Annotated in this window: 24 protein-coding genes and 3 pseudogenes; 11 read left to right on the forward strand and 16 right to left on the reverse strand. The window is 68.4% G+C overall.

Annotation, left to right across the window (positions count from 1 at the left end):
* The coding region (locus tag ABZ807_RS28895; protein WP_357164725.1) for a transposase at positions 1-268 on the reverse strand (268 nt) is incomplete at its 3' end.
* Positions 269-446: 178 nt separating this feature from the next.
* Between ABZ807_RS28895 and ABZ807_RS28900 the strand changes: the two genes are divergently transcribed.
* Entirely contained in the window at positions 447-782 is a 336-nt protein-coding gene (locus ABZ807_RS28900) for a hypothetical protein (RefSeq protein ID WP_357164728.1), read from the forward strand.
* On the opposite strand, the gene ABZ807_RS28905 is transcribed toward ABZ807_RS28900, so the two are convergent.
* The 10 genes and pseudogenes from ABZ807_RS28905 to ABZ807_RS28950 all read right to left on the reverse strand — a co-directional run bounded on the left by ABZ807_RS28905 (position 777) and on the right by ABZ807_RS28950 (position 9,637).
* Entirely contained in the window at positions 777-1,076 is a 300-nt protein-coding gene (locus tag ABZ807_RS28905) for an NIPSNAP family protein (RefSeq protein WP_357164731.1), read from the reverse strand. The genes ABZ807_RS28900 and ABZ807_RS28905 overlap by 6 nt on opposite strands.
* A gap of 50 nt (positions 1,077-1,126) precedes the next feature.
* A pseudogene (locus ABZ807_RS28910) lies at positions 1,127-1,276 on the reverse strand (IS3 family transposase); the annotation flags it as partial.
* Between the two features lie 31 nt (positions 1,277-1,307).
* Positions 1,308-1,562 (reverse strand): hypothetical protein, encoded by a 255-nt coding sequence (locus tag ABZ807_RS28915; protein WP_357164734.1) that lies wholly within the window; start codon positions 1,560-1,562, stop codon positions 1,308-1,310.
* A 179-nt stretch (positions 1,563-1,741) separates the two neighbouring features.
* Positions 1,742-2,002, reverse strand: a complete 261-nt coding sequence (locus ABZ807_RS28920) for a hypothetical protein (protein WP_357164737.1) — start codon at positions 2,000-2,002, stop codon at positions 1,742-1,744.
* A 791-nt stretch (positions 2,003-2,793) separates the two neighbouring features.
* Positions 2,794-4,692, reverse strand: coding sequence for a tetratricopeptide repeat protein (locus tag ABZ807_RS28925; RefSeq protein ID WP_357164740.1), 1,899 nt, complete (start codon positions 4,690-4,692; stop codon positions 2,794-2,796).
* A 125-nt stretch (positions 4,693-4,817) separates the two neighbouring features.
* Positions 4,818-5,468 (reverse strand): GNAT family N-acetyltransferase, encoded by a 651-nt coding sequence (locus tag ABZ807_RS28930; RefSeq protein ID WP_357164743.1) that lies wholly within the window; start codon positions 5,466-5,468, stop codon positions 4,818-4,820.
* Between the two features lie 60 nt (positions 5,469-5,528).
* A complete protein-coding gene (locus ABZ807_RS28935) occupies positions 5,529-6,500 on the reverse strand; it encodes a hypothetical protein (protein ID WP_357164746.1) in 972 nt (323 codons plus the stop codon).
* A gap of 33 nt (positions 6,501-6,533) precedes the next feature.
* Positions 6,534-7,208, reverse strand: a complete 675-nt coding sequence (locus ABZ807_RS28940) for a GPP34 family phosphoprotein (protein WP_357164749.1) — start codon at positions 7,206-7,208, stop codon at positions 6,534-6,536.
* 12 nt (positions 7,209-7,220) lie between these two features.
* Positions 7,221-8,234, reverse strand: coding sequence for an acetamidase/formamidase family protein (locus tag ABZ807_RS28945; RefSeq protein ID WP_357164752.1), 1,014 nt, complete (start codon positions 8,232-8,234; stop codon positions 7,221-7,223).
* Positions 8,231-9,637, reverse strand: coding sequence for an APC family permease (locus ABZ807_RS28950; RefSeq protein ID WP_357164755.1), 1,407 nt, complete (start codon positions 9,635-9,637; stop codon positions 8,231-8,233). The genes ABZ807_RS28945 and ABZ807_RS28950 overlap by 4 nt, the downstream gene beginning before the upstream one ends.
* A gap of 549 nt (positions 9,638-10,186) precedes the next feature.
* Here ABZ807_RS28950 and ABZ807_RS28955 point away from each other — a divergent pair.
* A complete protein-coding gene (locus ABZ807_RS28955; protein WP_357164758.1) occupies positions 10,187-11,239 on the forward strand; it encodes a hypothetical protein in 1,053 nt (350 codons plus the stop codon).
* Positions 11,236-12,117: an aminoglycoside phosphotransferase family protein gene (locus ABZ807_RS28960; protein ID WP_357164761.1), complete on the forward strand. Its 882-nt coding sequence runs from the start codon at positions 11,236-11,238 to the stop codon at positions 12,115-12,117. Before ABZ807_RS28955 ends, ABZ807_RS28960 begins: the two co-directional genes overlap by 4 nt.
* Positions 12,118-12,123: 6 nt before the next feature.
* On the opposite strand, the gene ABZ807_RS28965 is transcribed toward ABZ807_RS28960, so the two are convergent.
* On the reverse strand, positions 12,124-12,978 hold the full coding sequence (locus tag ABZ807_RS28965) for a phosphotransferase (RefSeq protein ID WP_357164764.1): 855 nt from the start codon (positions 12,976-12,978) through the stop codon (positions 12,124-12,126).
* 450 nt (positions 12,979-13,428) lie between these two features.
* On the opposite strand from ABZ807_RS28965, the gene ABZ807_RS28970 reads away from it, so the two are divergent.
* From ABZ807_RS28970 to ABZ807_RS29000, 7 genes and pseudogenes are all read left to right on the forward strand, one after another.
* Complete coding sequence (locus ABZ807_RS28970) at positions 13,429-13,863, forward strand: NUDIX domain-containing protein (protein WP_357164767.1); 435 nt, start codon at positions 13,429-13,431, stop codon at positions 13,861-13,863.
* A 37-nt stretch (positions 13,864-13,900) separates the two neighbouring features.
* Complete coding sequence (locus ABZ807_RS28975) at positions 13,901-15,805, forward strand: radical SAM protein (protein ID WP_357164770.1); 1,905 nt, start codon at positions 13,901-13,903, stop codon at positions 15,803-15,805.
* Positions 15,781-16,404, forward strand: a complete 624-nt coding sequence (locus ABZ807_RS28980; protein ID WP_357164773.1) for a hypothetical protein — start codon at positions 15,781-15,783, stop codon at positions 16,402-16,404. The genes ABZ807_RS28975 and ABZ807_RS28980 overlap by 25 nt, the downstream gene beginning before the upstream one ends.
* Positions 16,401-17,129 carry a hypothetical protein gene (locus ABZ807_RS28985; protein WP_357164776.1) on the forward strand — a complete coding sequence of 243 codons (729 nt, stop codon included), beginning with the start codon at positions 16,401-16,403 and terminating at the stop codon, positions 17,127-17,129. The genes ABZ807_RS28980 and ABZ807_RS28985 overlap by 4 nt, the downstream gene beginning before the upstream one ends.
* 9 nt (positions 17,130-17,138) lie before the next feature.
* Positions 17,139-17,774 carry a hypothetical protein gene (locus ABZ807_RS28990; RefSeq protein WP_357164779.1) on the forward strand — a complete coding sequence of 212 codons (636 nt, stop codon included), beginning with the start codon at positions 17,139-17,141 and terminating at the stop codon, positions 17,772-17,774.
* Between the two features lie 11 nt (positions 17,775-17,785).
* Complete coding sequence (locus tag ABZ807_RS28995) at positions 17,786-18,445, forward strand: protein kinase (protein WP_357164782.1); 660 nt, start codon at positions 17,786-17,788, stop codon at positions 18,443-18,445.
* A gap of 565 nt (positions 18,446-19,010) precedes the next feature.
* Positions 19,011-20,005, forward strand: a pseudogene (locus ABZ807_RS29000) (IS5 family transposase).
* 224 nt (positions 20,006-20,229) lie between these two features.
* Here ABZ807_RS29000 and ABZ807_RS29005 read toward each other — a convergent pair.
* From ABZ807_RS29005 to ABZ807_RS29015, 3 genes are all read right to left on the reverse strand, one after another.
* Positions 20,230-20,463, reverse strand: coding sequence for a recombinase family protein (locus tag ABZ807_RS29005; RefSeq protein WP_357164824.1), 234 nt, complete (start codon positions 20,461-20,463; stop codon positions 20,230-20,232).
* A 274-nt stretch (positions 20,464-20,737) separates the two neighbouring features.
* Positions 20,738-22,168 carry a hypothetical protein gene (locus ABZ807_RS29010; RefSeq protein ID WP_357164785.1) on the reverse strand — a complete coding sequence of 477 codons (1,431 nt, stop codon included), beginning with the start codon at positions 22,166-22,168 and terminating at the stop codon, positions 20,738-20,740.
* Positions 22,168-23,652, reverse strand: a complete 1,485-nt coding sequence (locus ABZ807_RS29015; RefSeq protein WP_357164788.1) for a DUF4365 domain-containing protein — start codon at positions 23,650-23,652, stop codon at positions 22,168-22,170. The genes ABZ807_RS29010 and ABZ807_RS29015 overlap by 1 nt, the downstream gene beginning before the upstream one ends.
* Before the next feature lie 171 nt (positions 23,653-23,823).
* Between ABZ807_RS29015 and ABZ807_RS29020 the strand changes: the two genes are divergently transcribed.
* The gene (locus ABZ807_RS29020; protein WP_357164791.1) at positions 23,824-24,273 is read left to right on the forward strand and encodes a hypothetical protein; all 450 of its coding nucleotides are present in this window, start codon (positions 23,824-23,826) and stop codon (positions 24,271-24,273) included.
* 90 nt (positions 24,274-24,363) lie between these two features.
* Here the strand turns inward: ABZ807_RS29020 and ABZ807_RS29025 are convergent.
* Positions 24,364-24,559: pseudogene (locus ABZ807_RS29025) on the reverse strand (hypothetical protein).
* Between the last annotated feature and the right edge of the window lie 176 nt (positions 24,560-24,735).

A 24,735-nucleotide genomic window follows, 5' to 3' on the forward strand; every position in this document is an offset into this window, starting at 1 on the left:
ACGAGGCACATTTTTTTAGGAACTCGTTCTCCATCTTGACTTCCCGCAATTCACGTTCTACCTCACGCAGGCGAGCACGCTCGTCCAAGCTGAGTTGCGGTTCCTCGCCCGCGTGCTCCCGCCGGTACGCAGCGACCCAATTACCCAACGTTCCTTCCAGGATGCCGAGTTCCCGAGCAACCTGCGCCACGGGACGTGACGACTCGATCACCCTTTTGACGGCCTCGGTTCGATACTCCGGAGAATAATTTCGACGTTTCTGGGGCACGGATTCCTCACCTTCTGGAAAAGGATCTTAGTAGATCCCCTGTCCGGAAAGCTCGTGGCAGCCCATGACGACTTGCCGGGGCCCTGGGGGGCGTGCCGGCCGTGCACCGCCCCCCACTTCCGGACGTGCCGACTGGACCGTCCGCGTCTGGGACCTCACCGGCACCGAGCGGCCGCGGGTGCTGACCGGCCACGAGAAGCGGGTCCGTGCGGTGGCCTGGGCACCGGACAGTCGGCGGCTGGCCTCCCGCTCGGACGACCGGACCGTGCGGGTTTGGGGCGTGGACGACGACCAGGGCGAGGTGATCGGCGTACACCGCGACGGCGTGACCGGCCTGGCGTGGCTGCCGGACGGGCGGCAGGTCGTCACCGGCTCGGCGGACGGCACCGCCCGCGTCTGGCCGGACTCCGTCAACCTGGACGAGCTGACCGTGATAGCACGCTCGCGGGTATTCCGCGCGCTCACCGACGACGAGCGGCGGGCCCACCTGCTGCCGGCCGACGCGGACTCATAGCGTCTGCTCGACCTCGCGGATCTCCTCGCCCATCAAGTAGTCGTCCGGGTCCAGACCGAGCGTCTCGCGGCGCTCGGAGGCCCAGTAGGCGGCGTTGGCCTCCTCGAACGACTCGGGCCCGTCATAGGAGATCACCCAGATGTGCTGGCTACGCGCGTGGTCCTTCCATGAACCGTGGATCTCGAAGCCGATATCACGGCGCAGCGGGACCACCAAGCGCTGCCACTGGTCCACCCACTCGTCCAGCAGTCCCGCCCGGACGGTGTAGGTACGGATCTGCACAGTCCTTGCCATGCCTGCCACCCCACCCGAGCCGCATCCAAGGCGTTCCGCCATCGACCCTAGCCGTCCTTGACATCGGCGAGCTTGAGCGAGCGGTGCAGACAGGCCTCGGAGATCCCGAAATCCTTCGCGATCTGCCTCAACGACGCCTCACCCTGACGGGCGACCGTGACCACATCACGACGGAACTCCAGCGGGAACGCTTTCGGCATGGCAGACATCCTTCCAGCGAGGAACGCATCCTCACGGGGCAGGAGTCAACCAAACCGGCGGCAGTCCCGCCTGTGCCCGCCCGGCGAGCAGCCCGCACGTCGCGGCGGTCGCCTGCCCGCGCAGCAGCGGCAGCACCTCGTTCGACAGCGATACCACCTGGTCAGCCGGCCGGCCGTCGTAACAGCCATTCACCACGTCCCACGCTCGCACCAGCACCTGCGTGTCCGGGTCACCGGACTCATCGGCGACCCGCCGCGCGGTCTGCCACCACCGACGGGCCGCCATCGCCTGCCCGGACGCGACCAGGCCGAGAGCGATGATGACCGACAGCCGGCCGGCAGCGCGAGAGGGCCGCGCGTGGGTTGACGACGGACGGCGGCCGCAATGCACCTGATGACCGTCGGGTGACAATCCGCTCTGCGCCGGTTACCCATCGGCATCGGGGAGCCTTTCCGAGTTCAGTGTCAGAGGGCGGCGTTGTACTTCTCGGTCTGGGCGATTGCGGCCTGGATCAGGCCGGCGCCCTCAGTGAAGTTTTGCTTGGCGGCGGTCAGCTTGCCGATGGCACCCATGACCGCAGGCTGTCGGGTGCCGGCGACGAGAGCCTGGAGTACGGCAATTGCCATGTCGACCTGGGCGGTTACGCCGGCGAGTTGGGTGAGTGCCTTGTCGGCCTCGGACTTCCCGTGAACCAGGCCTGCCTTGATGTCTCCGATGGTGGCCATTGGATGTTCCTCTCCGAATCGTGGTGTCCAACGCCCCTGCCGTCGGTGGCAGGGGCTTATGTGGTTCAAGCGCAGGTCGCGGCGCCGCTGTCGGGCTCTCGTGTCTCGAACCATGACGTGACCGCCGCGATGTAGGAATCCGGTGGCGACCTTCTACTTAGCCGTCATGTCGGGGACTAAAAGAGAAATTTCGCCGTGAGCTGGAGAGACGAGCGCTGTCCTTTGGGAAAGAGCATCTGGGCAAGCAGCGTTGAGCTGGCTCTAGCCCGAGGGCGGACTGGCAGGAGAGGCTGCCGGGCTGGTCATCGGCTGAAGCCTGAGGCCGCCGGCGGGGATGACTTCGGACTGGGGAGGTAGCCGTTGCGGCTGAAAAGGCGGTGGGACGCGGGCGGCACTTCTGCCATGGCCGGCAGGCCGATGCGGTCGAGCCTTTGACGGTGCTAGGCGAGCAGGGCGTCGCCGAGGCCCTGGCGCTGCCGGCGACAGGCGTTCCTCGACGCCGTCGCCGAGGTGGTCGCCATCCAGCCCGGCGGGAGCGCGGTCGACCACTACGTCACCGCGCTGTACACGGCGCCGCGCCGGGACGACTCTGGGCGATAGCCGGTCACGGACACCGGCAGCACCGCCTGAAAGAGCGCCATGAATGTACGCCTCTGAAGGGCTCAGCCCGGCCAGCCGGGATTGCCCGGATCCGGGCGTCCACGACCAAGCGCGCTCGGCGATCTGGACAAGGTGCGTGTTCGCTGGTCGATGGTCCGGCCCGTCCTGGGCTGGCTGCGGATCGGACTGGCTCATCCCGCGTCCGGGTGCTGGTGTCGCTGCTCGGCGCAGTGCTGCCACATCCGGGCCAGGTGCCCGGTCATCTGATCGGTGGCGGGGTGTCCGGGGTGTGCGCGTCGGTGGGCGGTGATGGTGTCGGCGAGCAGGGTCCGCGCGTGGGCGCAGTGGCCGAGCTGGTGCAGGACGACGGCGAGGGATGCCTGGGCGGCGAGGGTGTGATGGGCCTCGGGGCCGGCGGTGGTGGCGAGTTGCTCGGCGAGGTGGCGGTAGTGGTGGTAGGCGCGCTGGTGATGTCCGACGAGGCGGTGCGCGGTGGCGAGGGTGTGCAGGGCGGTGAGGGTGGTGGCGGCGGCGGGGCCGCGTAGGTGGGTGTGTGCGTGGTGGGCGTAGGTGGCCCAGCGGATTGCCGCGCTGGGGTGGCCGAGGCGGATGAGCACCTCGGCGAGGGTGCCGGCGGCGTCGGCGTGGAGGGGGTCGGCGGGAGCGGTGGCGGGGTCGACGGCGGCCAGCGCGGCGTGCAGGAGCTCCCGGGCGTGGGCGGGGTTGCTGCCGGCGAGGGTGCGGGCGAGTTCGACGTAGTCGGTGAATGGAACGAGGCTGGTGATGACGGGTCGCCAGGTGATGCGCAGGTCGGTGGGGGCGCGGCCGGCGGTGACGCGGCTGATGACCCGTCCGGCGCAGGCGGCGGCCATCTGGGGGCTGTGCGGGTGGGCCAGGGCGGTGGGCACGATGCGGGGTGCGTGGCGCAGCACGGCGCGGCCGATGGCATCCACCACGCGCGCGGCGGGTAGGGCGGGGCGGAAAGAGCCGGGTGGGCAGTCGTAGACGAGGTCCTCGTCGCAGCCCAGGATGGCGGTCATGGGCTGGTCGCAGAGGCGACACCACAGCAGTCCCGGCGGTAGCACCACCTCGCGCGGGTCGGTGTCGTCAGCCCGCTGGTCGGCTGGCCCTTGCTGGACGGCCGGTGACGTTGTGGTGGCTGGGCGGGAGTCGATGACCCACTTCTGCACGAGCCGGCGCTGCAGGTTCAGCTCTTGGGCGACGGCGGTGACGGCGCGGTGGTCGCCGGCTGCGCGCTGCTGCTGGACGCGCGCCACGGCGGCGTCGATGAGATTTTGGGGGTACTTGCGGGGGTACGGCATCGGATCGGTCCCTGGGTGGAGTGCGCGATCAGTAGGGCGAGGGCGGGTGCGGCGGTGTCGGCCTGGCATGCGGGTGGTAGGTGCAGACGCCCGGGTGGGCGGAGCACGGCGTGAGGCCGGCGGGGCCTCGTGCACCTGCTGACGCAGCGAGTGGTGGGCGCGGTGTAGGGCTCGGCGGTAGCAGCCGGTGGCGCGGTAGGGGTTGGCGCAGTCGCGGTACATGCCGGCCAGCCGGGTGAGCATCCTGACCGCCAACTCGTCGGTGTCGTCGGTGTTGTCGGTGTGGGCGCGGCGGGTGTGCCAGGCGTCGGTGAGTTCGGCATGGGCGGTGGCGCAGACCTCGGCGCGGTGCAGGGCGACGGCGAGGTCGGCGCGGGCGGCCAGGGTGTGCTGGTGGCCCGGCCCGACGGGGGTGGTGAGGGTGGTGATGAGGCCGCGGTAGCCGGCGGCGGAGAGTCGGGCGCGTCCGGTGGTGAGCAGGGCGGAGGCGTGGACCCTGAGTGCCCGCACCGTGGTGAGGTGGTCCTGGCCGTGTCGGTGGCGGCTGCGGACGTGCGCCCAACCGGCCCAGTCGACCGCGGCGGCGGGATGCCCGGCGCCGGCGAGGGTGTGGGCGTACAGGACCGCGGCGCCCACGGCCGCCGCCGGAACCACGTCCGGGTGGACCTGGGCCAGCGCGGGCCGCAGCAGCGCGGCGGCTGCCTCACGGCGCCCCGAGGTGAGAAGGTGCTCGGCGCGGATGAGTACCTCCGGCAGCGGCTCGATCACGGTAGCCACTGCTTCCGGCCGACGGTCGTCGAGCCTTCCTGGGGGTCCATGCCGTCTCATCCATGACACACGAGCGACGTGGCCGAGGTTCGGCGATGGTTCGGTTCGTGAGGCCATCGGGCGGATCAGACGCCCGAATTTCTGGCCCGCGATCCGCCGGCCGCGCTGACGGTGTCGAGGGGGTCGGGGCCCGCAGTGCGGGTGCGGCGCATCGGGGTGATGACCGGGCCCTCGGGCAGCCGGATGGCTTCCTGCGGGGTGTAGCCGTAGCGGGTGTAGACGTCCTGGCACTCGCCGGTGGTGTCGGTCCACGAGGGCAGGTCGACGCGGTCGAGTCTGTCGCGGTGGTGGGCGAGCATCGCCGCGCCGACACCTCGCCGCTGAGCGGCGGGCGCGACGGCGAGGAACGCCAGGTGGTAGAGCGGCTCGGTGGGCCGGCGCGCGCTGAGCAGCCCGTCGAGGATCTCGAAGCGCTCAGCCTGGTCGCCGGCGGCGTCGGCGAGGCGGCTGCGGTAGTTCGCCGGTGGCGGGATGCTGCGGTAGCGGTGGAAACCGACCGCGGCGGCGTTCAGGTCGTCGGTGACGTGGATGTCGCCGTAGAACATCGCGTGTTCCACCCAGATCGCCGTCACCTCGGCGAGGACGCGGCGCCGGCGGGTGGCCTCGGGCACCAGCCAGGCTGCTAGGGGGTCGGGGTGCAGGGCGTCAGCAATGAGCGCGGCGACCTTGTCCCTGTCGGTCCAGCGGGCGGCGCGGATGCGAGCAGTGGCGTCCATGAGGATCCCTTCAACAGTCCGGAAGCGGATGGGAGTTGCCGCGTAGATGGCGACGCGGTGTCAGGGCGTGTTGGTGGTGCTCGTGCGGGTGTGGACGCTGAACAGCAGGTAGTCCTCGACATCGCCGGTGCGGGTGTTGCCCTTCGGTGGCCTGAAGTGGGCGCGTTCGTAGGCGAGGACCTCGCCGGTGGTGGCGTGCAGGATGAACAGGCCGCGGACGGCGCCGTCCTCACCGGTGGCGCTGACGCCGACACCGGTGCGTCCGGCGCGGTCTCGCACCGCGGCGTGGTGGGTGAGCCCGTCGGTGTCGTTCAGCAGGGCGAGGATCGCGGTGCGGGCGTCGCGGCCGGGTGTGCGCCAGGCCGTCAGATCGGCGACGGCGTCCAGGACCGCCGGTGCGCCGAGGAAGGGCTGCGTGATGCTGGTGATCTGCTTGGTGAGGCCAGCGGGGTCGGCGGCGACCGGGCCGATGGTTCCGTCGAGCTCGCCCGGCTGGTAGGTCTCGTCGGTGGTGGGCTGTGGGCCGGGCGGGTGGCGCAGGTTGACGGCTCGTCCGGAGCCGTTGTCGGCGCGCCAGTGCCGCTGCTCGAACACCACGACGGTGCTGGTCGTGCGCCCGCCGTCGATGCGGGTGTCGGCGGCCCATTGCCGTATCTGCACGAACGAGAACCGGCCCGGGACGTCGCAGCTGGCCTCTGCGGCGACCCGGGGAAGCACGTGGGCTGCTGGCTGCGGCGCGGGCAGGGCGGTGGGTGGCGTCGCGGCGGTCCGTGCGGCGAGGGCCCGCAACTGGGCGGCGGTCAGTGGCGCGGGGATCTCACACGGCGCGGTACTCGTTCGGGCGGGCGGTGTGACCCGCCAGCCGCTGTTGTCCGGCGCGGGGGTGTGGGTGGCGGACCAGGCGGGCACGAGGGCGGCAGCGGCGAGCAGGCATAGCACGGACAGCGCGGCAGCGATCCTGACGGCGGGCCGCCGACGCCAGCGGGCCGGCAGATCCGTGGGCGTCGAGGGTGGGTGAGGTGGGTGGATCACGGTCGATGGCTCCGGAATCAATGGTGGGGCTGCTCAGCGGTATGCGGCGGTGGCGAGGTCACCGACGGCGGCGTCGACCGCGGCGGTGATCTCACGTACCGGCCGGTGGTGCTGCTCGGCGATCGCCCGCAGTTGGCCGGTGACGGCGGCGGTGTCGTCGAGATAGAGATGGGTGGCCAGGCCGAGGACCGCGACCAGGCCGGCAAGGGCGGCGGTGTGGTTGTCCGGCGGCTCCCGCCCGGCGGCGAGGTACCGCAGCCTGGAACGCGCCACGACCGCCCATTTGCTGTGGGTGGTGAGGTAGACCTCGGTGCGGGCGAGCCCACCGAGCCGGCGCCGGCTGGTGCGGTGCAGGATCCCGCCGGCGTGTAGGCCGGCGCGGGTGCGTTCGTACAGGTCGTCGGCGAACCATGCCAGCCATCCCCGCAGCGCCGGGGCGGGATTGGCATAGCGGACGGAGGCGATGGCGGTGTCGGCGATCAGGTCACCGACGGGCCGGTCGAGGTGCAGCCACAGCCGCTGTTGCCCGCCCGGGCGGCCGTCATCATCGAGGGCGATCCGCCCGGCCAGGACCAGGTCGATCAGGACCGCGCCGGCCATCCCGAAAGCTAGGGCCTGGCGGTGGACGTGGGGTTGGCCGGTGTCGTCGTTGTGGCCGAGCAGAAACAACTCGTCACGCAGCGGCAGCTGCGGGATCGACGCGGTCATCGCACCGGCTCCCTATCGCAGCCCGGCCGCGCGCTGCCGCAACCGGGCGTGCACCCCGCCGTACGCGGCGGCCGGGGACGGCAGCAGCGCCTTGTCGACGGCGGCGAGGACCGTGTAGTTCGGGTCGCACACGTTGCCGATCGGCGCCCGCCCCGCCTGCGACACGAGCTGGTAGGCGTCGAGCTCTTCCAGGCCGGTGAGCGCGCTCGTCCAGCCAACCAGATCGCGGTGGGCGATGCGGTAGGCGTCCTCCAGAGGTCGGGCGCAGCCGACGGACATGATCTCCCGGTCGGCTTCCAGCCGGGGCCACACGGTGCCGGTCCCCTTGATGACCTCGATGATCAGGGTGGTGGTCGTGGCGATCTCCACCCCGACGCCGCAGGCCTCACCTTCGCCCTGACGGGCGTGCCCGTCACCGAGGGCGAGCATCGCCCCATGCACGTTCACACCCAGGTAGAGAGTGGTCCCGGCACGCAGCTCAGGGGTGTCCAGGTTCCCGCCGTGGGCGTCAGGGACGATCGTGGCGCGGGCCTCGAACCCGCCGGGGGCGACCCCGATCGTGCCGATCATCGGGTCCAGGGGCAGGTCGACACTGTGGTCGGTGCCCGTGGCGTGGAAGCGGACCGCGCCGGCCTGCCGGTCGATGTCGTACACCCACACCCGCTCTTCCAGGGGCGGCTGCAACGTCGCGGTGTGGGAGGTCGAGGTCAGCGCCCCGAAGTGCGGAAACGTCGACGACACACCCCAGTCCCGGGCCGGTGTGATGGCCGCGAGGTGGACGGCGAGGGTGTCACCGGGCTCGGCGTCCTCGACGAAGAACGGCCCGGACACCGGGTTCAGGTAGGGCATCCGGCACACCTGCGACGGCAGGTCCGCCGGCCCACGCACGAGCCCGCCGAAGCAGTCCTCGGTGAACACCTGCAACACGTCGCCGGAGCGGACGTGGATTACCGGCATCCGGCCACCGAAGGTGTAGGCCAGCTCGTCGCGGGCGGGACGGTAGGTGATCGTGTCCATGGCGGTCACACCCGCTCCACGTCACGCGCCGGCGCCTGCGCGGGCGCCAGACCCGACAGCGCCGGCCGACGGCCGGTCAGGTACAGGCCGGCGAGGACGACGACCCCGAGGGCGAGCCAGGCCAGGCCGAGGCGCTGGGCGGCGATGTTGGCGTTGACCACCACGTAGGCGAGGATCGCGAACCCGATACTGGGCATGACCAGGTGCGCCCACCAGTTGCCGCTGCGCCGGCGGATGAGATGGTGCACGACCACGGAGATGTGCAGGACCAGGAACGCGACCATCGCCCCGAAGTTGATCAGCGACGACAACAGGGTGATCCCATCCGCACGGGTGGCCATATACAGGCCCAGGGCGAGGGAAACGAACCCGGTGAGCAGGGTCGCGTTGATCGGCACGTTCCGGCGGATCGACACCTTCGCCAGAAACGCCGGCAGCTGCCGGTCCCGGGCCATCGCGTACAGCAGCCGCGACGTGGCGACCTGGGCGACCATCGAGTTCGGCAGGCCCCAGGCGATCGCCGTCGCCACGGCGCACAGCGTCGCCAACCAGCCTCCTCCGGCCACGGCGGCGGCGTCGTAGAAGGCGGTGCCGTTCGGATCGCCCTCCGCGAGGAGCGTGCCGGGGTCGGGGACGAGCATCGCCGCCAGCCACGTCTGCGCGATGAACAGCACACCGGCCAGGATCAGGACGGCGGCCATGGCCCTGCCGATCTGCCGGGACCCGCCCCTGGTCTCCTCCGCCAGCATGCTGATCCCGTCGAAGCCGAGGAAGGACAGCACCGCGATCGACACCGCCCCCGCCACCAGGGACCAGGTGAACGTGTCAGCGTTGTAGAACGCCTCCCAACTGAACCGGCCCTTCCCCGAGGCCAGGGCCCAGCCGGCGACGGCCAGGAAGATCGCCAAGACGATCAGTTCACCGACGAGCATGACTCGGGTGAGCACCGCGGTCATCCGGATCCCGACCGAGTTGACGATCGTGTTGACCGCGACGAACCCGAGCAGCCACAGCCACACCGGCACCGCCGACGCCGTGGCGTGCATCGCCACCGACGCCACCAGATACAGCAGCCCCGGGACCAGGACGTAGTCCAGCAGGATCACCCAGCCGGCCAGGAAACCGACCGGCGGGCTGATGCCCCGGCCCGCGTAGTTGTAGACGCTGCCCGACATCGGGAACGCCTTGACCATCTGCGCGTACGAGAACGCGGTGAACACCAGCGCCACCACACCGATGGCGTACGCCAGGGCCACCATGCCGCCGGAGCCGGCGTAGACGCTGCCGAAGATCGCCATCGGCGCGATCGGCACCATGTACACCAAGCCGTACGCGACCAGGTCCCGGAACCGAAGCCTCCGAGCCAACTCCTGCCGGTAGCCGTATCGCGCTAGGTCATTCTGTTCGTACATCGGAGGCCTCCGGGATGGGGTGTAGAGAGGTCAGGTAGATCTGGCCGCAGGCAGGGTCGTTCGACCTCTGCTCAGCCACGATCTATCGCCTGCGGGTATCGGGGCACGTCGTCAGACACCAGCCGGAAGAGTTCTGGCGCGTGCATCCGCATACATTCACAGCGCTTCTGCTGGCGCATCAGCCCTCGGTGAGGGTTCATGGTGGACCCTCACCCGAGCCAGGTGGTATGTCTCTGTCCTTGACGGACAGACACCAATGATCAGCGCTGCAGTGACAGGGGAACCTTCGTCCGTCGATCTACCCGTACGCTACGTAGCATGGACGGACCGCTGGGGAGGTAAGTCGTGGCTGTCTCGCGACGGCATGACGAGAGCTGGTGGCGGCAGGCCACCTTCGAAGGTCGCCCGATCGCGTCCGCTCTCCGGAACCATGACATCTCGCTGCTCTTCCGGTTCCTGCGCTCCCAGGGCTACTCCCGATCACACCTCGCAGGGTGCACAGGGCTCGCCGAGACCAGGGTCCGTGCGATCTCCAACGGAACCCAGCAGGTGACCGCGTACGAGGTACTCGAGCGGATTGCGGAAGGCCTTGGCATCCCAAGGCACATGATGGGTCTCGCCTACGATGGGCCACCGGCCTCAAGTCATCCACACTACGACGACACTCCTCGGGTGTTCGCCGATGGTCTTCCCGAGGTGGTCACTCTCGAAGAAATCGAGCAGATCAACAGCCTCTCCTCGCTGCTGACGTCCTGGGATTTCGCCCACGGTGGCGGCATCGCCAGACGGGCCGCGGAGGCGCATCTACGGTGGGGCGCCGGCCTACTGCGTCAACGTCGCGCTGACGGCCTAGCATCCGATCTCTTTTCCGCCGTCGCCCGCCTTGGCGCCGTAACCGGCTTTATGAACTTCGATGCGGATAACCAGACCCGAGCGCAAAAGATCTTCGAGTTCTCGTCAGAGTGTGCGGTCACAGCCGGCAACGTCCATCTTCAAGTGAAGCTGCTGTCCCACCAAGCTCGGCAGGCCATCTGGTGCGGATCACCGACAGACGGCCTCCGGTTGCTCGACGCGGCTCTTCACTTTCGAGGCCTAACTCCAGCAGAAAGAGCGATGCTGCACACCGGCAGGGCGAGAGCGCTGGCAAGGATGGGCTTGCGCGCGGAGACGGTGGCTGCGGTTGCCGCAGCCGACGAGGCCTTCGATCACATCGGCTCGGAGGCGGAGCGTCCGTGGATGACGTACTACGACCAGGCCCAGCATCTCGGCGACACCGGTCACGCACTCTTCGGTATCGCTACGAGCGGTCATCCTATGCAGGAAGCGGTCCAGCGCCTGCGAGCGGCAGTTGAGGGGCATGGCGACGCCTATGCTCGTTCTACAGTCCAGTCCGCAGTCAAGCTTGCTTCGCTCCTGATGGTCAGCGGCGAGCTCGCGGAGGCCGCAGCGCTTGGGATCAGGACGATCCGCGACATCGACGGGCTGAAGTCGGCTCGTGTGGCCGAAGGACTCAGAGAGCTCGTCCGTGTCTCGGTGAGCCGCCGCGGAGCACCCCCAGTCGCAGAACTTTGCGAAGCGATCTTCGAGACGAACTACGCTTGAGTACCGCATCCTACGACGCTGTTCGTGCCGCGTGCCAGCGGGTCGGGCTCGGCATCAGCGCACTCAAGCTGATTCGTGAGGGGGAGAACGCCGTATGGGCGGTGGATTCCGAGACGATTGCGAAAGTCGGCAGGCCGGGGTCCATCGAGCAGTCATCTCGTCAGGTAAGGGTGGCGCAGTGGCTGCGAAGAGCCGGGGTTCCAAGTGTCTCGCTCTGTGATGTCAACCCTCAGCCAGTCGTTGTTGCTGATATACCGGTGGTCTTCTGGCGCCGGCTTCCATCCCATCAAGCGGGTCATGTGGTAGATGTGGCGCGCCTCTTGCGCCAGCTGCACGACCTCGATCCGCCGACGGACCTAGGGTTGCCCGAACTCGATCCGCTTGTTCGGCTGCCCGAGCGCGTCTGCGAAAGCGAGGTCATCGATCGTGTCCGACGTGAGTGGATCCTGCGGCGCATCGATAGTCTGCGCGTCGATTGGAAACGGCTGCCGGACGGGCTTCCGAGATGTGTGATCCACGGAGATGCCTGGGTTGGAAACGTGGCGGTCCATGCTTACGGGACGGCGGTGCTACTGGACCTGGAGCGCTGTTCAATAGGGCCACCCGAGTGGGACCTGGTATCAACGGCCATCAAGCTAGAATCTTTTGCCTGGATCGGGCATGAGGAGTACCGGCAGTTCGTCGCCGTCTACGGAAGTGACGTCACGCACTGGCCCGGCTTCGCGCTCATGCGTGACACGCGAGAACTACGCATGGCAACGTTCCTGGTGCAGCGCGCTGGCCAGGACTCGACTCTGACCCGCGAGGCGTTGTACCGGATCGATTGTCTGCGAGGGCTGCACGGCGGGCGTCCATGGCGGTGGACCCCGAGCACGTAGCCACACCTACCCGGGCAGCCAGTGGCGGGGGAGGCGAGGATCGAGCAGAGTGGCTATCCGGTGCTGGACGTGCTGGATCAGATCGGGCTCGAACGGCAGCCTTGAGGCTAGCCAGCAGGTTCGACGAAATTGCGCGATGTCCACGAGAAGATCCAGCTCGCCACCTTGCTGCGGATCCATCCCGTATTCCCGCCAGAAATCCGACGCCTCAACCGGGGAAAGCCATCCCACCCGCCTGGAAGCGACGACGTAGGCAACGTCCCACTCGCGCGGGCCGAGGCGGGTGTCTTCGAAGTCGAGGAGGTGTCCAACTCCCCCCGACATCAAGACGTTACCCCGGTGGGCGTCTCCGTGGATCACCGCAGAAGCTCGATGAGGCCAATCGGACCGCTCCCATCGATCGGCGAGATCACGCCAGTGTCGCTCGAGGCCAATCCTGTCCTCAGACGGCAGGTTCGCAGCCTGAATCTGCGATGCGACCCGAGACCAGGGATCGAGGGCCGGCAGTCGTGGCCATGGGGGAACTTGGTCATGCAACTGCCGCAAAGCCCTCCCGAGGTCGCCTGCCGTGGCCGTGCCATGCCGTTGGAGGTAGCGCCACCATGTAAAGACCCGACCATCTATGACTTCTAGCTGAGCCAAGCCTGGGAGATTCACAGCCTGAATGGAGGGCACCCCCCGTGACATCAGCCATTCCGCAACATGCAGCTCATTGGCTAGACGATCGCGGAAAACAATGTCGATACCCACTCGTGCAACGAGGCCGAGTTGTGGGATAGCCACCATGGCGTTGTCGGCGGGCGGTCGTAGCAGCGCAATCCCGTCAGTGCGGTGACCAGCCTCGGCAACGATCTTGGTCACCAGATCGAGAGCCTGTTCCCCACTCAACCCACGCCGGGACGACGAGCGATGATCTTGAGCCTCCATGGGACCAGGTTATGTGGGGCAGGTCGTCGACACCATCGGCAAGATCGTTCACTTCCCGACGTTGACCTCCACCCGGAGGGGTACATCTTGGACCCCCATCGAGGGCTGACGTGGTCAGCCCAGACCTTGGGACGCTACTGCCAGCGAATCGTTCGGAAGTAGCGAGACGAGGAGTGGGACCTGAGCTCGGGCAACACACGGTGAACCCATGGCGCACTCCTATGGACCGAATGCTTGGATCTTCGTGGCGCCCGGTTAACGGGACCTAGACTCAAGGTCATTTGCCCAGCGACCGGCGGTCCGGCCTCAGCGCGGCATGCGGTTCTGTCCGTGATCTCCGGTCCTGCAAGCGTCTGGTTCCAACGAATGAAGAGGGGCTCTTCCATGCCAGATCGGGTCACCAAGGACAAGGTTCTCTGCTACGTCGTACGTGACGGCAAACTGCTGGTCTTCCGGCACACCGACTACAGCTACGAGGAAGTCGGCATCCAGGTTCCGGCCGGCAGCATCCGCGCCGGCGAGACGCCAGAGGCGGCGGCGCTGCGCGAGGCCCGGGAGGAAACCGGCCTGAAGGACTTCAAGATCGTGCGAAAGCTCGGCGAGACCGAGTACGACATCAGCCCGTACCGGTTCGAGCTCCAGCGCCGCCACGTCTTCCACCTGGAACTTACCGAGCCGACGTCGGAGCGGTGGATGAGCCAGGAGGACCACGACGGGGAGCAGGAGCCAACGCACTTCGAATGCTTCTGGATTCCGCTGGAGGCCGCCCACATCCTCCAGTCCGGCCAGGGCGCCCTGCTGGGACGCCTGTACGACTGATCCCCGCCCGGTCACGGCCACCCCTGGGAGGCAGCCGATGTACGGCACCACCGAACAGCACGACCCGATGGCCCACCTGTACCGCGGCCTCGACGTCGAAGACGCCGACAGTGCCGTATCGGTGATCTTGAAGCTACGGGGTGAGACCTGCGACATCGACTGCCTGTACTGCTACGAGAAACGCAAGGAGGTCCCGGGGGGAGCCCGGATCGACGCCGGTCAAGTACGTCGGCTCACCGAGCTCTTCTCGGGGCGTCCGCTCGCCGTCGAACTGCATGGCGGCGAGCCGTTGACGGCCGGACGTGACCATGTCGCCGAGGTCCTGCGCGAACTGGCGTCCCAGCCCAGCGTGGTACGGGTCTCGATGCAGACCAACGGCGTGTTGCTCGATGAGCAGTGGCTGGATTTGATCGATGCCCTGTACCCGCGCCTCCAGATCGGCATCTCCCTCGACGGAGACGCGGCGGGCAACGCCTGGCGGGTAGGTTACGACGGCCGGGCGGTGTACCCGCGCGTAGCCGCCGCGCTGCGGCTGCTGGCCGAGCGCGGCCGGAGGGTGGGCGTGATCGCCGCGGTCACTCCGACTGTGCTCGACCGTGCCGAGGCCGTCTTGGACCACCTAGCCGGCTTCGAGGCAGTCAACGCCGTCAGCTTCGTGCCCTGCTTCGATGCATCCGTCCAAAACCCCACCGCTGCCCAAGGGCAGCGCCTTCCCGCGAGCCGACTCCTTCAACGCGCGGCTATGCGCGGCCCGCAAGGGCCCGGGTGGGCGACCACCCCGGACCAATACGCCGAGTTCGTGCTTGCCGCCACCGTCCGCTGGATCGGCGCCGGGCACTTCGCCCGCCTGAAACTAGAACCGGCCGTATCCACCATCCGACGGCTGCGCGGGCTGGATACCGGCTTCTGCCACTTCTCCAACCTGAAGTGCGACCACGTCTTCACGCTCTATCCGGGCGGACGGCTCGGCAGCTGTGATGAACTGCCCTGGCCGCAGGCCCAGCTCACCTTCTTGGATCAGGTTTCCGGGCAGAACGCGGTCGTCGCGGCTCAGCGGCGGCTGCCGCTGCTGAACCAGGGCAAGGCCCTGATGGAGCGGTGCACCACCTGCGCCTACCGGTCCGCGTGCGGCGGCGGCTGCGTGGCCACCCGCTGGCGTCAGGACCAGGCTGGCGACCAAGACGCCTACTGCGACTACCGGATGCGGATGATCGACGGCATCGCCGCACTCCTCGCCCAGCCCGCCCACCCGGCCGGGGTCTGGTGCCGCAGGGTGCGCTTGCGCCCCCGTACGCCGAACAGCATGCGCGACGTCGCCTCCTTCCTCGCCCGCTGGGACCACCCCAACGTGAACCGTCCGCATGTGCGGCTGCGCACCAGCGCGCATGGCAACATCAACACCGTCGGCCTGCCCGGCGTGCACGAGGCCGATGACCTGGACCCGGCCCACCCCCAGTGGCGAGAGGCAATCGAGCCCGGAGTCCGCTCCCTGGTCGACGCTGTCACCCGGGACTGGCGCCTTGTCACGTATGACAGCTGTCAGGGACATCTCTACTCCGGCTCTGATCTGCCGCCTGCCGAGCGCCGGGTCGGCATTCTTCCGCGCGACCGGACCGAGTATGCGCGAGCTGCTGCCGCCCTGTGCCGCGTGGTAACCGCGGTGACCACCGACCTGCCCGCCGCGGTGCAGGTGGCCGTCGGGCGGGCGGAGCTGACGTGCGAGACCACCGGACGCACGAGCCCCGTACTCGACCTGACGCTGCGCCCGGGCTCCGGGAACGGCTGGCCGGCGTACTTCGACGCCGTTGGGGCGGCCACCCGCGCCGTCGCCGACGCGCTGCGCGGCGAGCGGCCCATCGAGGACGGCTGCTGTTGCCCGGCGCCTCAGATCACTGCTCAGACCAGTAAGGAGGCGGCGTGGGTAGCGTCACGGCCTCGCTGACGATCCATCAGTTGCTGGGGCGGATCGTGTACTTCCACGCTCTGTTCATCGAGCCCGCGCTCCTTCCCAGCGCGGCACCCCAGTCGGGTCCGGTGTGCTGCAACCATGGCCCGGACTCGGGCCGCAGCACCGTCGGCGAGTTGTTGACGGTCTCCGCCTGGGCGGCTCTCGTCGAGGTCGCCGCCACCCTCCCGGCCCACGATCATCCGTGCCCGAAGGCCGACGGCGGGTGCTGTGCGACCTGCCGCGTTGCGGCCGTAGCCGCTGCGGTCGGGGCTGGATGGGCGCAGACCGAGTACCGCGGCTACCAGCGGGCTGAGCCCGCCGAAACGCTCCTGCGCTCCTGCGGGCTTGCGGCGGCAGCACGGCTGGGGCGGGCCTTCGCCACCCAGCACGCTGCTTGGTGCCCGGCATTGGACCAGCTGACCGTGTTGGAGGCGCTGCCAGGCGCGGAGGAGCTGCCGCTGGCCGGCGAGCTGCTGGCCCTTTGGGCTAATCCGACCGCCAACATCCACCACCCCGTAGCCAGTTGGCTCAATCACTGCACCGGCCTGGACGACGTCCGCCGAGTGCTCGAGACGAGGAGGACCGACTCGTGATCCACATCGCCGAGACCGTCGCGGTCGGCAGCGTCGAGGGATTCGTCGACACCGAGGAGCGGGACCGGCTCGCCGCCGTGATGAACGACTTCCTCACCGAGGAGGCGCGGGTCCGCTTCGGCACGAAGCGGTCCACCTCCATCCATGAGATCCCCGGCCGCACCAACGAGCAAGCCATGGCCGTCTACGAGCCGGCCGGACGGATCGAGGTCCCGAGGATCCCGGACAGAGCCGAGGCCCTGCTTCAGCACGCCTTCGACCGCGCCCGCCCCGCTCTGGCCCGCGTCATGCCGTCGATCACCGCCTGCCGGCCGTGGACCTACGTCGAGTATGGCCCCGGCCAGCACATCACTGGCCACCTCGACGGCATTGCCCCCGACCCGTTCGCTTGGCCGCGACAGATCGCCGGCATCAGCGTCGTGGTCCACGAGGCGGAGGCCGGTGGTGCGTTCTACGTCGAAAGCACTTCCAGCGACCGCCTGTGGAACGTCCGCCTGGACCACGACGCCCAGGGACACGCCTACGCGGGCGGCATGTGGTTTGCCCATGACGGTGCCGACCACTGTGCTGACTGGTTTGCGGCCATGCCCCGAACCCGGTGGAGCGTCAGCCCCGTCCCGGGCACCGCCCTGCTCTACGGCTCCCAGCTCACCCACGGCACCGAACCGGTCACCTGCGGCCGCGTCGCGAAGTTCATCAGCTGGCTGATCGCCGAGAAGAACTAGGGGCGAGGCATGCTGCTGGCCTTGGAGGGAATCGCCGGAGCCGGGAAGAGCACGCTGCGCGACCGGATCCTGGCCACCGCCGCCTGCGAGGACATCCGCCTCGGGCACATCGGCCAGTTCTCTTGGCTGTCGCTGGAGGCCACCCGCTCCATCATCGGCCTGCGGGCCGGCCGTCCGGCCTCCAGCGGCGTGCGGGCGGTGGCCGCGGTCCGCCGTGACCTTGAACTCCATGCCCGACACAACCTCGCCCCCGCCCTGTCCCTAGGCCCGGTCGTCGCCGACCGGCTCACCTTGTCGACCGCCTGCCTGCTCGCCCTGCTGCACGATCGTCCTGTCGCCCACTACGTCCAGCAGCTCGCCGAGGTCACGGCCGCGCGGGCGGACCTGATCGTCCTGCTCACCACCGAGCCCGAGCTGTGCCATGTCCGGCTGTACAAGCGGCCCACCACGCTCCGTTTCGGGGAGGACCGCCCGACCGCTGCTCGGTATGCCGACCTGTACGAGCAGGGCGCCAACGCGTGGACCGAGGCAACCGGCCTGCCCGTGCTGCGCCATCCGTGCGCCACCGAACCCGACCTCGACCTGCTGGCCGCCGCCTGCCTGGACCGGCTGCGCGAAACCGCACCGGATGCGGCGCGAACATGAGGAGTTAGCCCATGCACCTGCACCCGATGCACCCTGCCGCCTGGGTCCTTGACCAGCTCCGTGACGCCGGCTGGCACGTCCACGACCTCCTCTGCTTCACCCGCGCCAGCACCCTGGTGCTCGCCAGCCGCAACGGAACGCCTCCGGTGGTCCTCAAGGCCGGCTTCGGCAGCAACCACGTCCTAGCCGAACTCGACGAGGCCACCCGCAAGGCCGCCTACGGCTTCTACTGGTACGCGGAGATGACCGAGGCCGAAAGGGCCCTGACCCGCGAGGACTTCCGCCACGAGATCGCCGTCACCCGCGCCGCCCAAGGCGCCGAGCACGTCGTGCCGCTGCTGGAGGAGGGCAGCACCGACCGGTTCGACTGGTACACCATGCCCTACTGCCACGGAGGCAACTTCGGGCCCCACCTCGCCACCACCCTCAGCCGAGACGACGTAGCGGCGGGGCTAAGCATCCTGGCCGACGTCGCCGAGGGCCTGAGCACCCTGCACGAGCGCGGGATCGTGCACCGCGATGTCTACCAGGAGAACATTCTCATCCACGACGGCTACGGACTGATCACCGACCTCGGTGCCGCGCGCCGCACCGACACCCCGCGCGGCCCCACCGCTCGGGGCCCGGAGGTGCACTGGCCCCCGGAGTACGCCGGGTGCTGCGGCAGGTAACGCGCTGGCCGCCACCGCGACTGGCTTGGTGCTTTACTTCAAGTTCAAGGATAGGGAAGTCAATCTCCTACGCGCAGCAGAGGCGATTGATGCCGATCTGGCACCAGCGGAGCAAGGCGAGCAGTGAACGCGCGACGCGGAACGACGTCCTGGCTCCTTGAGATTGCCCGTGCCGGCCGCGCGGCGCGTCAACCGCGACGAGCGCTGCGGTAAGTGCGTGGCGCTTCTCCGCGTCAGTCACTACGCGGTAGCCTGCGAAGCCGTCGAACAAGCCGGCCATCATCGCCTTCCGCCGGGAGCCCTGTAGGGCACCAACTGTCCTTTGCGGTATACGGAACTCATGGAGAGCAACGAGCAATCAGGCGTCGTCGACAGTAGTGCCATGAACCCGAAGGGTGGGTCTGTTGCCGCCGACGAGGGCCGGGGCCTCTCCGGTAGTGGACCCGGCGCGGCGCCGCACTTCGTCGTCGGTCGCAGCGAGCATGCGGGGTGCGGCGGGAGTCCCGGTGCCCGTTCGTGTAGCGAGTTTCTCCAGCAGCGGCAGTAAAGATCCGGTCGGCAACGGGTGCAACTGTCCGACTCGGAGTGGGAGTTCATCGAGCCTTACCTGCCGATCGGCAGGTTCGGTCCGTACCCCGAGCGGTTGCGACAGCAGTTCGAGGGTGTGATCTGGCGGTTCAGAACGGGCGGGCAGTGGCGGGAGATGCCGAAGGAGTTCGGTGCTTGGCCGACCGTCCACAACCGCTTTCGGCAGTGGAGGGACACGGGTGTCCTCGAGGCCCTGCTGGAGGGCTTGATCGCGGAGGCCGCGAAGGGAGGCGAGGTGGACTTGTCTCTGGTCAGCGTGGACTCCACCACTGCCCGGGCCCATCACGACGCTGCCGGGATGCACCTCGGCCAGGATGTCGTCATCGCCTTGGAGAAGGCTGCCGTCGAGGAGGAGAAGGCCCGGCAAAAGGGGATGATCCGCAAGGACGAGACGGGCATAATGGTGAAGACGAATCTGAGCGGGAGCAACGGCGACGCATCCGGCGCCGGCACAAGCTCAGGCTGACCGCTGCCCTGCTCGGACGGTCAAGGGGCGGGCAGACCAGCAAGGTTCACCTCGCCGCCGACCGACAGTGCCGCCCACTGGCGTTCGTCCTGACCGTGGGGCAGGCCGCGGACAGCCCGCAGTTCGTCCTCGTGCTCAAGAAAATACGGGTCCGGGGTCCGGTCGGCCGCCCTCGCACCCGGCCTGACGCGGTCGCCGGGGACAAGGCGTACTCGTCCCGCGGCAACCGCGCCTACCTACGGAAACACCACATCAAGGCAGTCATCCCGGAGAAGAGGGACCAGGCCGCGAACCGGAAGAAGAAGGGCCGCCAGGGCGGCCGACCCGTCAGCCACGACGCCGACCTCTACAAGGAACGGAACAACGTCGAGCGCCTGATCAACAAGCTGAAGGCCTGGCGAGGCATCGCCACCCGGTACGACAAGACCCCCGAGAGCTACCTCGCCGGTCTCCACCTCCGCGCCTCCATGATCTGGATCAAGGACCTCACGCAGACCACTCCTTGATCACAACCAAATACGCGCCCTAGCACGTAGGTCCGCCTGGTCCCGTCCGTAGCCTGGCTCACGGCGCTGATGACTTGCGCGGTGATGAAGTCCTCTTCGCTGACCAGCGCCGGGTACGCGAGCGTGGCTGACAGCGCCCACTGGGTGCCGACGGCAAGCCGCTGCACCTGGAGCAGGCCGGGCAGTTCGTCGGCTGTACGTTCCGGGGTGCTGCGGTTGCAGGTCTATACCTGTCGACCGGTGAAGCGGGGGTTGGCGCGGATCGCCGCCACAGTCCGCAGCCGCCACCCGTCGCCAGGGCGGTGCGGGTTGCGTACGGGGTCGGCGGCCGAGGGACTCGGTACACCCATCTCGTTGAGCGCCCTGGCGATGCCGGCGATGCTGTGCCTGGCCAGCCGTTGGGCGAAGATCCATGTCAGGTATTGGGCAGTGTCCGGGTCCGGATCGATTCGGTGCAGGCGCCGGCCCTACTGGGCGTGTGCGTGGTTGGGTGGGTCCGGCATCAACGAGCCGGTACCCGTAGGGCGGCCGGCTGCCGAGGTGGCGGCCCTATTCGCGGGCCGGTGCCTGCATCGTCGTGGTGGTGCGGAAACGTGCCCCGTTGGACCTCGCGTCTGGCCTGGGCACCCGGCATCATGATGAGTGTCTGGCGGGTACGTCGTCGAGGTCGGCGGGTCCATCGGTCCCGGGGATCCAGATTTCTACGCCGTGGCCTCGCACAAGCCGGGGTACTCACATGTACTGGGCGTAACGGCTGGCGATCGAATCTGACGGCGCTCTGAAGCGGAGGATCTTTTTGACCTGCTCGGCTGTCCGCAGGGTGATCGGTAGGCGGCCGTCAAGCTGGGCCTGATTCCAGTTCATCTTGCTGAGGGCCAGTAGCTCTAGGGCAAGGTCCCGCGGGTTACCGGCCAGTAACGCTGGTCGTATTCCGAGCGGTCGGGGTACATGCATTCCTGGGTATGTGGAGTAGAACTCGATGCTGGCTTTCGTGTAGAGCGCGTGCTCGTGGGCACCGAGGGTGAAGAACGTACCGCGTAGCGGTGGGGCAGCGCCGGGCCGGAACAGCTGGGCGTCTTCGCTGTCGGTCAGCCAGATGAGATCGAGCGCGCCCAGATCGCGAGCGTTGGCAGCTCCGTCAAAGCCGTCGACCTCGTCGGCAGTGAAACGGGATGATTTGTGGACGACCACCCGGGCCGGGAGCGTCTTGTGTTCGGCGCGGTAGGTGTTTAGGGCTCGTTGAAGGAGGTCGTGGGCGTCGGCCGCAGCAAGGTGGGGCTGGTTGTCCTCGGCGCTGATGTGGGCTTGGCCGCCGCGGACGATCACACCGTCGCCGCGTTCGTTGAACACGTGCGCGACCGCGGTGTCGAGGCGAGTGCCGTCGCCGGCACGGTAGAACGAGACACCGACGTAGCAGGTGGTGTAGTCGGTCGCGATGCGCTGCAGCCGCCATGGCACACCACCGGCTTTGTAGTACATCGCGATGTGCAGGTTCCAGGCCCGCGTCGCCTCGTCTTGGCGCCCCCGGCCTTTGGGGGGCGGGGTCGCCTCGTCCCAGGTGCTACGGCGGATGATCTGCAGCGGGATACCGAGGTGCAGAGTGCGTGCCTTGAGTAGATCGTGGAAGTTTTCGAGTCCGCCGCTCGCCGGAGCGGACTTGGGTCGGCGGCGTCCCGACCGGCGGGTCTTGGCCCGGGTGTCGTTCAGTTCGTCAGGGCGCGCGACCACGATCACATCGACCCGGTGTTCCTCAGCCATCGCGGCGATCTCACTGGCGTAGATGTCCACGGCTTCGCCTACCGTATCCGCTCCCGTGCGGCCCTCGAGTGCACGGAGCTGCCGTGCGGTGATCTGGCGGACGTTGCGGTCGGCGAAAGTCAGCTGGGTGTAGAGGCCGGCGTCGGTGTCGCAGCCGGGGAATGCCGGGAACAGGTGGGGGTAGCGCTCGTCCTTGGCGGCGATCGGGCTGCGGCAGCGTTCGAACCAGCGCCGGGTGCCGTCGGCCTGATCCGCTGGGCCGATGAGCCCGACCCTGATGGCGACGGGGGCTGTCGGATTGCCTAGGTCGGCGGGGCCGTAGACGGTGAGGCCGAACCGCGGGTCGATGTGACGGGCTCCGCCGCCGAACTCCAGGGCGGGCTCGTCGAGGATCTCGGCGCGCATCATCGCTTCCCCCTCGTTGCCTTGGTGTCCGATGCGGCGCGGCGACTCCGGTCGGCCCGCCGTGGCGGTGGCGCCAGCGCAGCAGGAAATTCATCGTTGCTGTCGGCGTCGTCGTCGAGCGCGAACAGGTCGTTCAGGTCGACGCCGATACCGGCAAGCGCCTGGTCAATCTTCTCCTGCGCGGCGGAGTTAGCCGGTTCGTCGTCGCGCGGCTGCACGGGAGCGGGGCCCCACAGGCTGTCGACGATGCCCCGATCGACCTCGAAGGATACGAACCGGCCGAACGTCAGCGCATGTTCAGGGGCGAACAGGTCCGGTGCCTGCGTCAGGTACGTCTCCCACGTGCGCATCCATCCGGCGACCGCCTGGTGGCGGTCCAGGCGTTTGATGCCTGCGAGCAGGGTGTCGGCGAACCGGTACTCGTCGCGGCCGTTTGAGGTGAAGCAGTAGTCGGTTCCGACCTGCATGTACCAGACGCCGTCGAGGCGCCGGAACCGTGTCGTGATCGCCGCGTGCCGATAAAAGCTCACCGCCTCGGGGTCCTCCTCCATGCGGTACGCGCTGAACACGGTGTGCCCGCGCCGGCCCGGGACCTTGCCTTCCCGCCGCACACCGAGGTCACGCGTGGGCAAGAAGTGCAGGTGATCGCGTTCCTTGTGCCAGCGCAGGTGTCCGCTCTGGTCAGCCTGGAACGCGCGCTGCAGCAGGTCTGCGAAACGGTTCCTGACGTCGATGTCGTCGCTGTTCGCCCATTCGGCGGTCTCGTGCCGTTCGACGTCGCCGGCGCAGAGCACGTTTAGCGGCCGTTGGCGCAGATCGGAGAAACTGACCACCAGGCCGTCGCGCAGGATCCAGCCGCTGCGTCCGCGGGCGGGCTCGGCGTCCAGCAGCGCACCCGCGGCCGGGTACTTGCCGGTGACAGCAGGCGCGAGATACAGCGTGGCCGGGAAGTCAACAATGGGCAGTAAGCTCGAGGTCAGTACCTCGATCTTCGGCGCCGGTGCCAGGTAGACGCCAGCCGACTTCGGGACAGCTCGCGTCAGCAGTGCGCGGGCGGCTGACTTGTCGAATGCCTGAGTCCGCTTGTCGATCACGACGCTGCGCTCCAGCCGCCGCTGCGGGTCCGAGAACTCGGCCTTGACGTCCACCCACCAGGCCTTTTCCTCCTCGGGATGCGAAATCACGAGGAGGACGGGGGCGTTGCCGCTGAGCCAGTAGTCGAGGTCGGCCTCGTCGCAGGTGTACTGGAAACTCTCCTCAGTCTCATACGGAAAGCGGGAATTGCTCGCCTTGCTCTGCACCAGGAGCACCAAATTAAGCACCTGCGAGTTCGCCGGATCGACGAGATCGATGTGCCCGTCGATACCGTGATCGACACGTCGCGGATGGAAGAGGTACCCCATCTCGGTCACTCGGCGATGGATCAATGCGATCCCCAGTTCGCCAATCAGCGTCGACTGTGTGACCGTCTTCCCCCTGGCCAATCGCGCCCCCTTCACCTACTCACAAGACCTGTAGCCCGCGCGCGCCCCAGTATCGCGCACGAGTACGACACAACGACGAGATGCGACGGCAGCTCACGAATCAAGCCAGCGTTTCGCCAGGTCAGCGGCCCGTTTACGTGTCTGTGGCGCGGCGTGTTCGGTGCCCGCCCAGTGCAGGTGCTGGTCATCGTCGAACCCGGTAAACCCGCCCTCACGCTGGTCACCACCGACCTGACCACCCCGGTTGGCGTCATCGTGGAGCGCTATGCAGCCCGCTGGGCCATCGAGGTCGCCTTCGAAGACGCCAAACAGATCACCGGCGTTGGCGAGGCCCGCAACCGCACCCGCAGGGCGGTCGAACGCACCGTGCCGTTCGGGCTCTACACCCAAAGCGTCGTGGTCATCTGGTACCACCTCGCCGGCCACCACCCGAACGTCGTCCGCGACCGGCGTGAGCGCGCACCCTGGTACGCCACCAAGCGATGCGCGTCCTACCAGGACATGATCGTCAAGCTACGGCGCGTGCTGATCGCCGCCCAATATCAACCCGAACTGCCCCGCCAACCCACCCCCGACGAAATCCACGCCGTCCAACTGGCCTGGGCCCAGGCCACCGCGTAACCGCGAAACCCGAGGACCACCTCTTGCACGAAGTGATCGTACGCATGTTCGAGCTGGTGGTGTGGAGTGGCGAACAACCGGCTCTGCGGGTCACTCGCACCGGTCCTCAGCGCCTCGACCGTATGGGGTCACAGCAGTCGGGGCGGTGCCGATAAATCCGCACGTCGCGCCCGTGCCGCTGGGCCGAACTCCGGCGTTATCCTGTATAGGCAGGCCTGCACGCGACGGTCTCCCCACCGCCGGGCACCTGGCCGTCACCCGGCCCGCCGCGCAGCAGCACGTTCACACCCCGACCGTAGGTGATCAGCGAGAATGCGGCTCGGTCTACCGCTCGTCACGACCGCGTCGTGGTCGCCGGGGATCCGATAGATCTACCTCGCGTACCTGGCCGTACGCGCAGGTGAGCCAGGGAACGATGAGACCGCCATGACCGCTCAACGACGAGCCGGGCCGTCTCTGGAC

It is taken from the genome of Micromonospora sp. NPDC047548, from assembly GCF_040642975.1.
GTDB lineage: Bacteria > Actinomycetota > Actinomycetes > Mycobacteriales > Micromonosporaceae > Micromonospora.

Excerpts from the sequence above, each read along its gene's own strand:
- ABZ807_RS28905 (WP_357164731.1), bottom strand. The coding sequence starts at position 1,076 with ATGGCAAGGACTGTGCAGATCCGTACCTACACCGTCCGGGCGGGACTG.
- ABZ807_RS28915 (WP_357164734.1), bottom strand. The coding sequence starts at position 1,562 with ATGGCGGCCCGTCGGTGGTGGCAGACCGCGCGGCGGGTCGCCGATGAG.
- ABZ807_RS28920 (WP_357164737.1), bottom strand. The coding sequence starts at position 2,002 with ATGGCCACCATCGGAGACATCAAGGCAGGCCTGGTTCACGGGAAGTCC.
- ABZ807_RS28930 (WP_357164743.1), bottom strand. The coding sequence starts at position 5,468 with ATGGACGCCACTGCTCGCATCCGCGCCGCCCGCTGGACCGACAGGGAC.
- ABZ807_RS28940 (WP_357164749.1), bottom strand. The coding sequence starts at position 7,208 with ATGACCGCGTCGATCCCGCAGCTGCCGCTGCGTGACGAGTTGTTTCTG.
- ABZ807_RS28950 (WP_357164755.1), bottom strand. The coding sequence starts at position 9,637 with ATGTACGAACAGAATGACCTAGCGCGATACGGCTACCGGCAGGAGTTG.
- ABZ807_RS28970 (WP_357164767.1), top strand. The coding sequence starts at position 13,429 with ATGCCAGATCGGGTCACCAAGGACAAGGTTCTCTGCTACGTCGTACGT.
- ABZ807_RS28975 (WP_357164770.1), top strand. The coding sequence starts at position 13,901 with ATGTACGGCACCACCGAACAGCACGACCCGATGGCCCACCTGTACCGC.
- ABZ807_RS28990 (WP_357164779.1), top strand. The coding sequence starts at position 17,139 with ATGCTGCTGGCCTTGGAGGGAATCGCCGGAGCCGGGAAGAGCACGCTG.
- ABZ807_RS28995 (WP_357164782.1), top strand. The coding sequence starts at position 17,786 with ATGCACCTGCACCCGATGCACCCTGCCGCCTGGGTCCTTGACCAGCTC.
- ABZ807_RS29010 (WP_357164785.1), bottom strand. The coding sequence starts at position 22,168 with ATGCGCGCCGAGATCCTCGACGAGCCCGCCCTGGAGTTCGGCGGCGGA.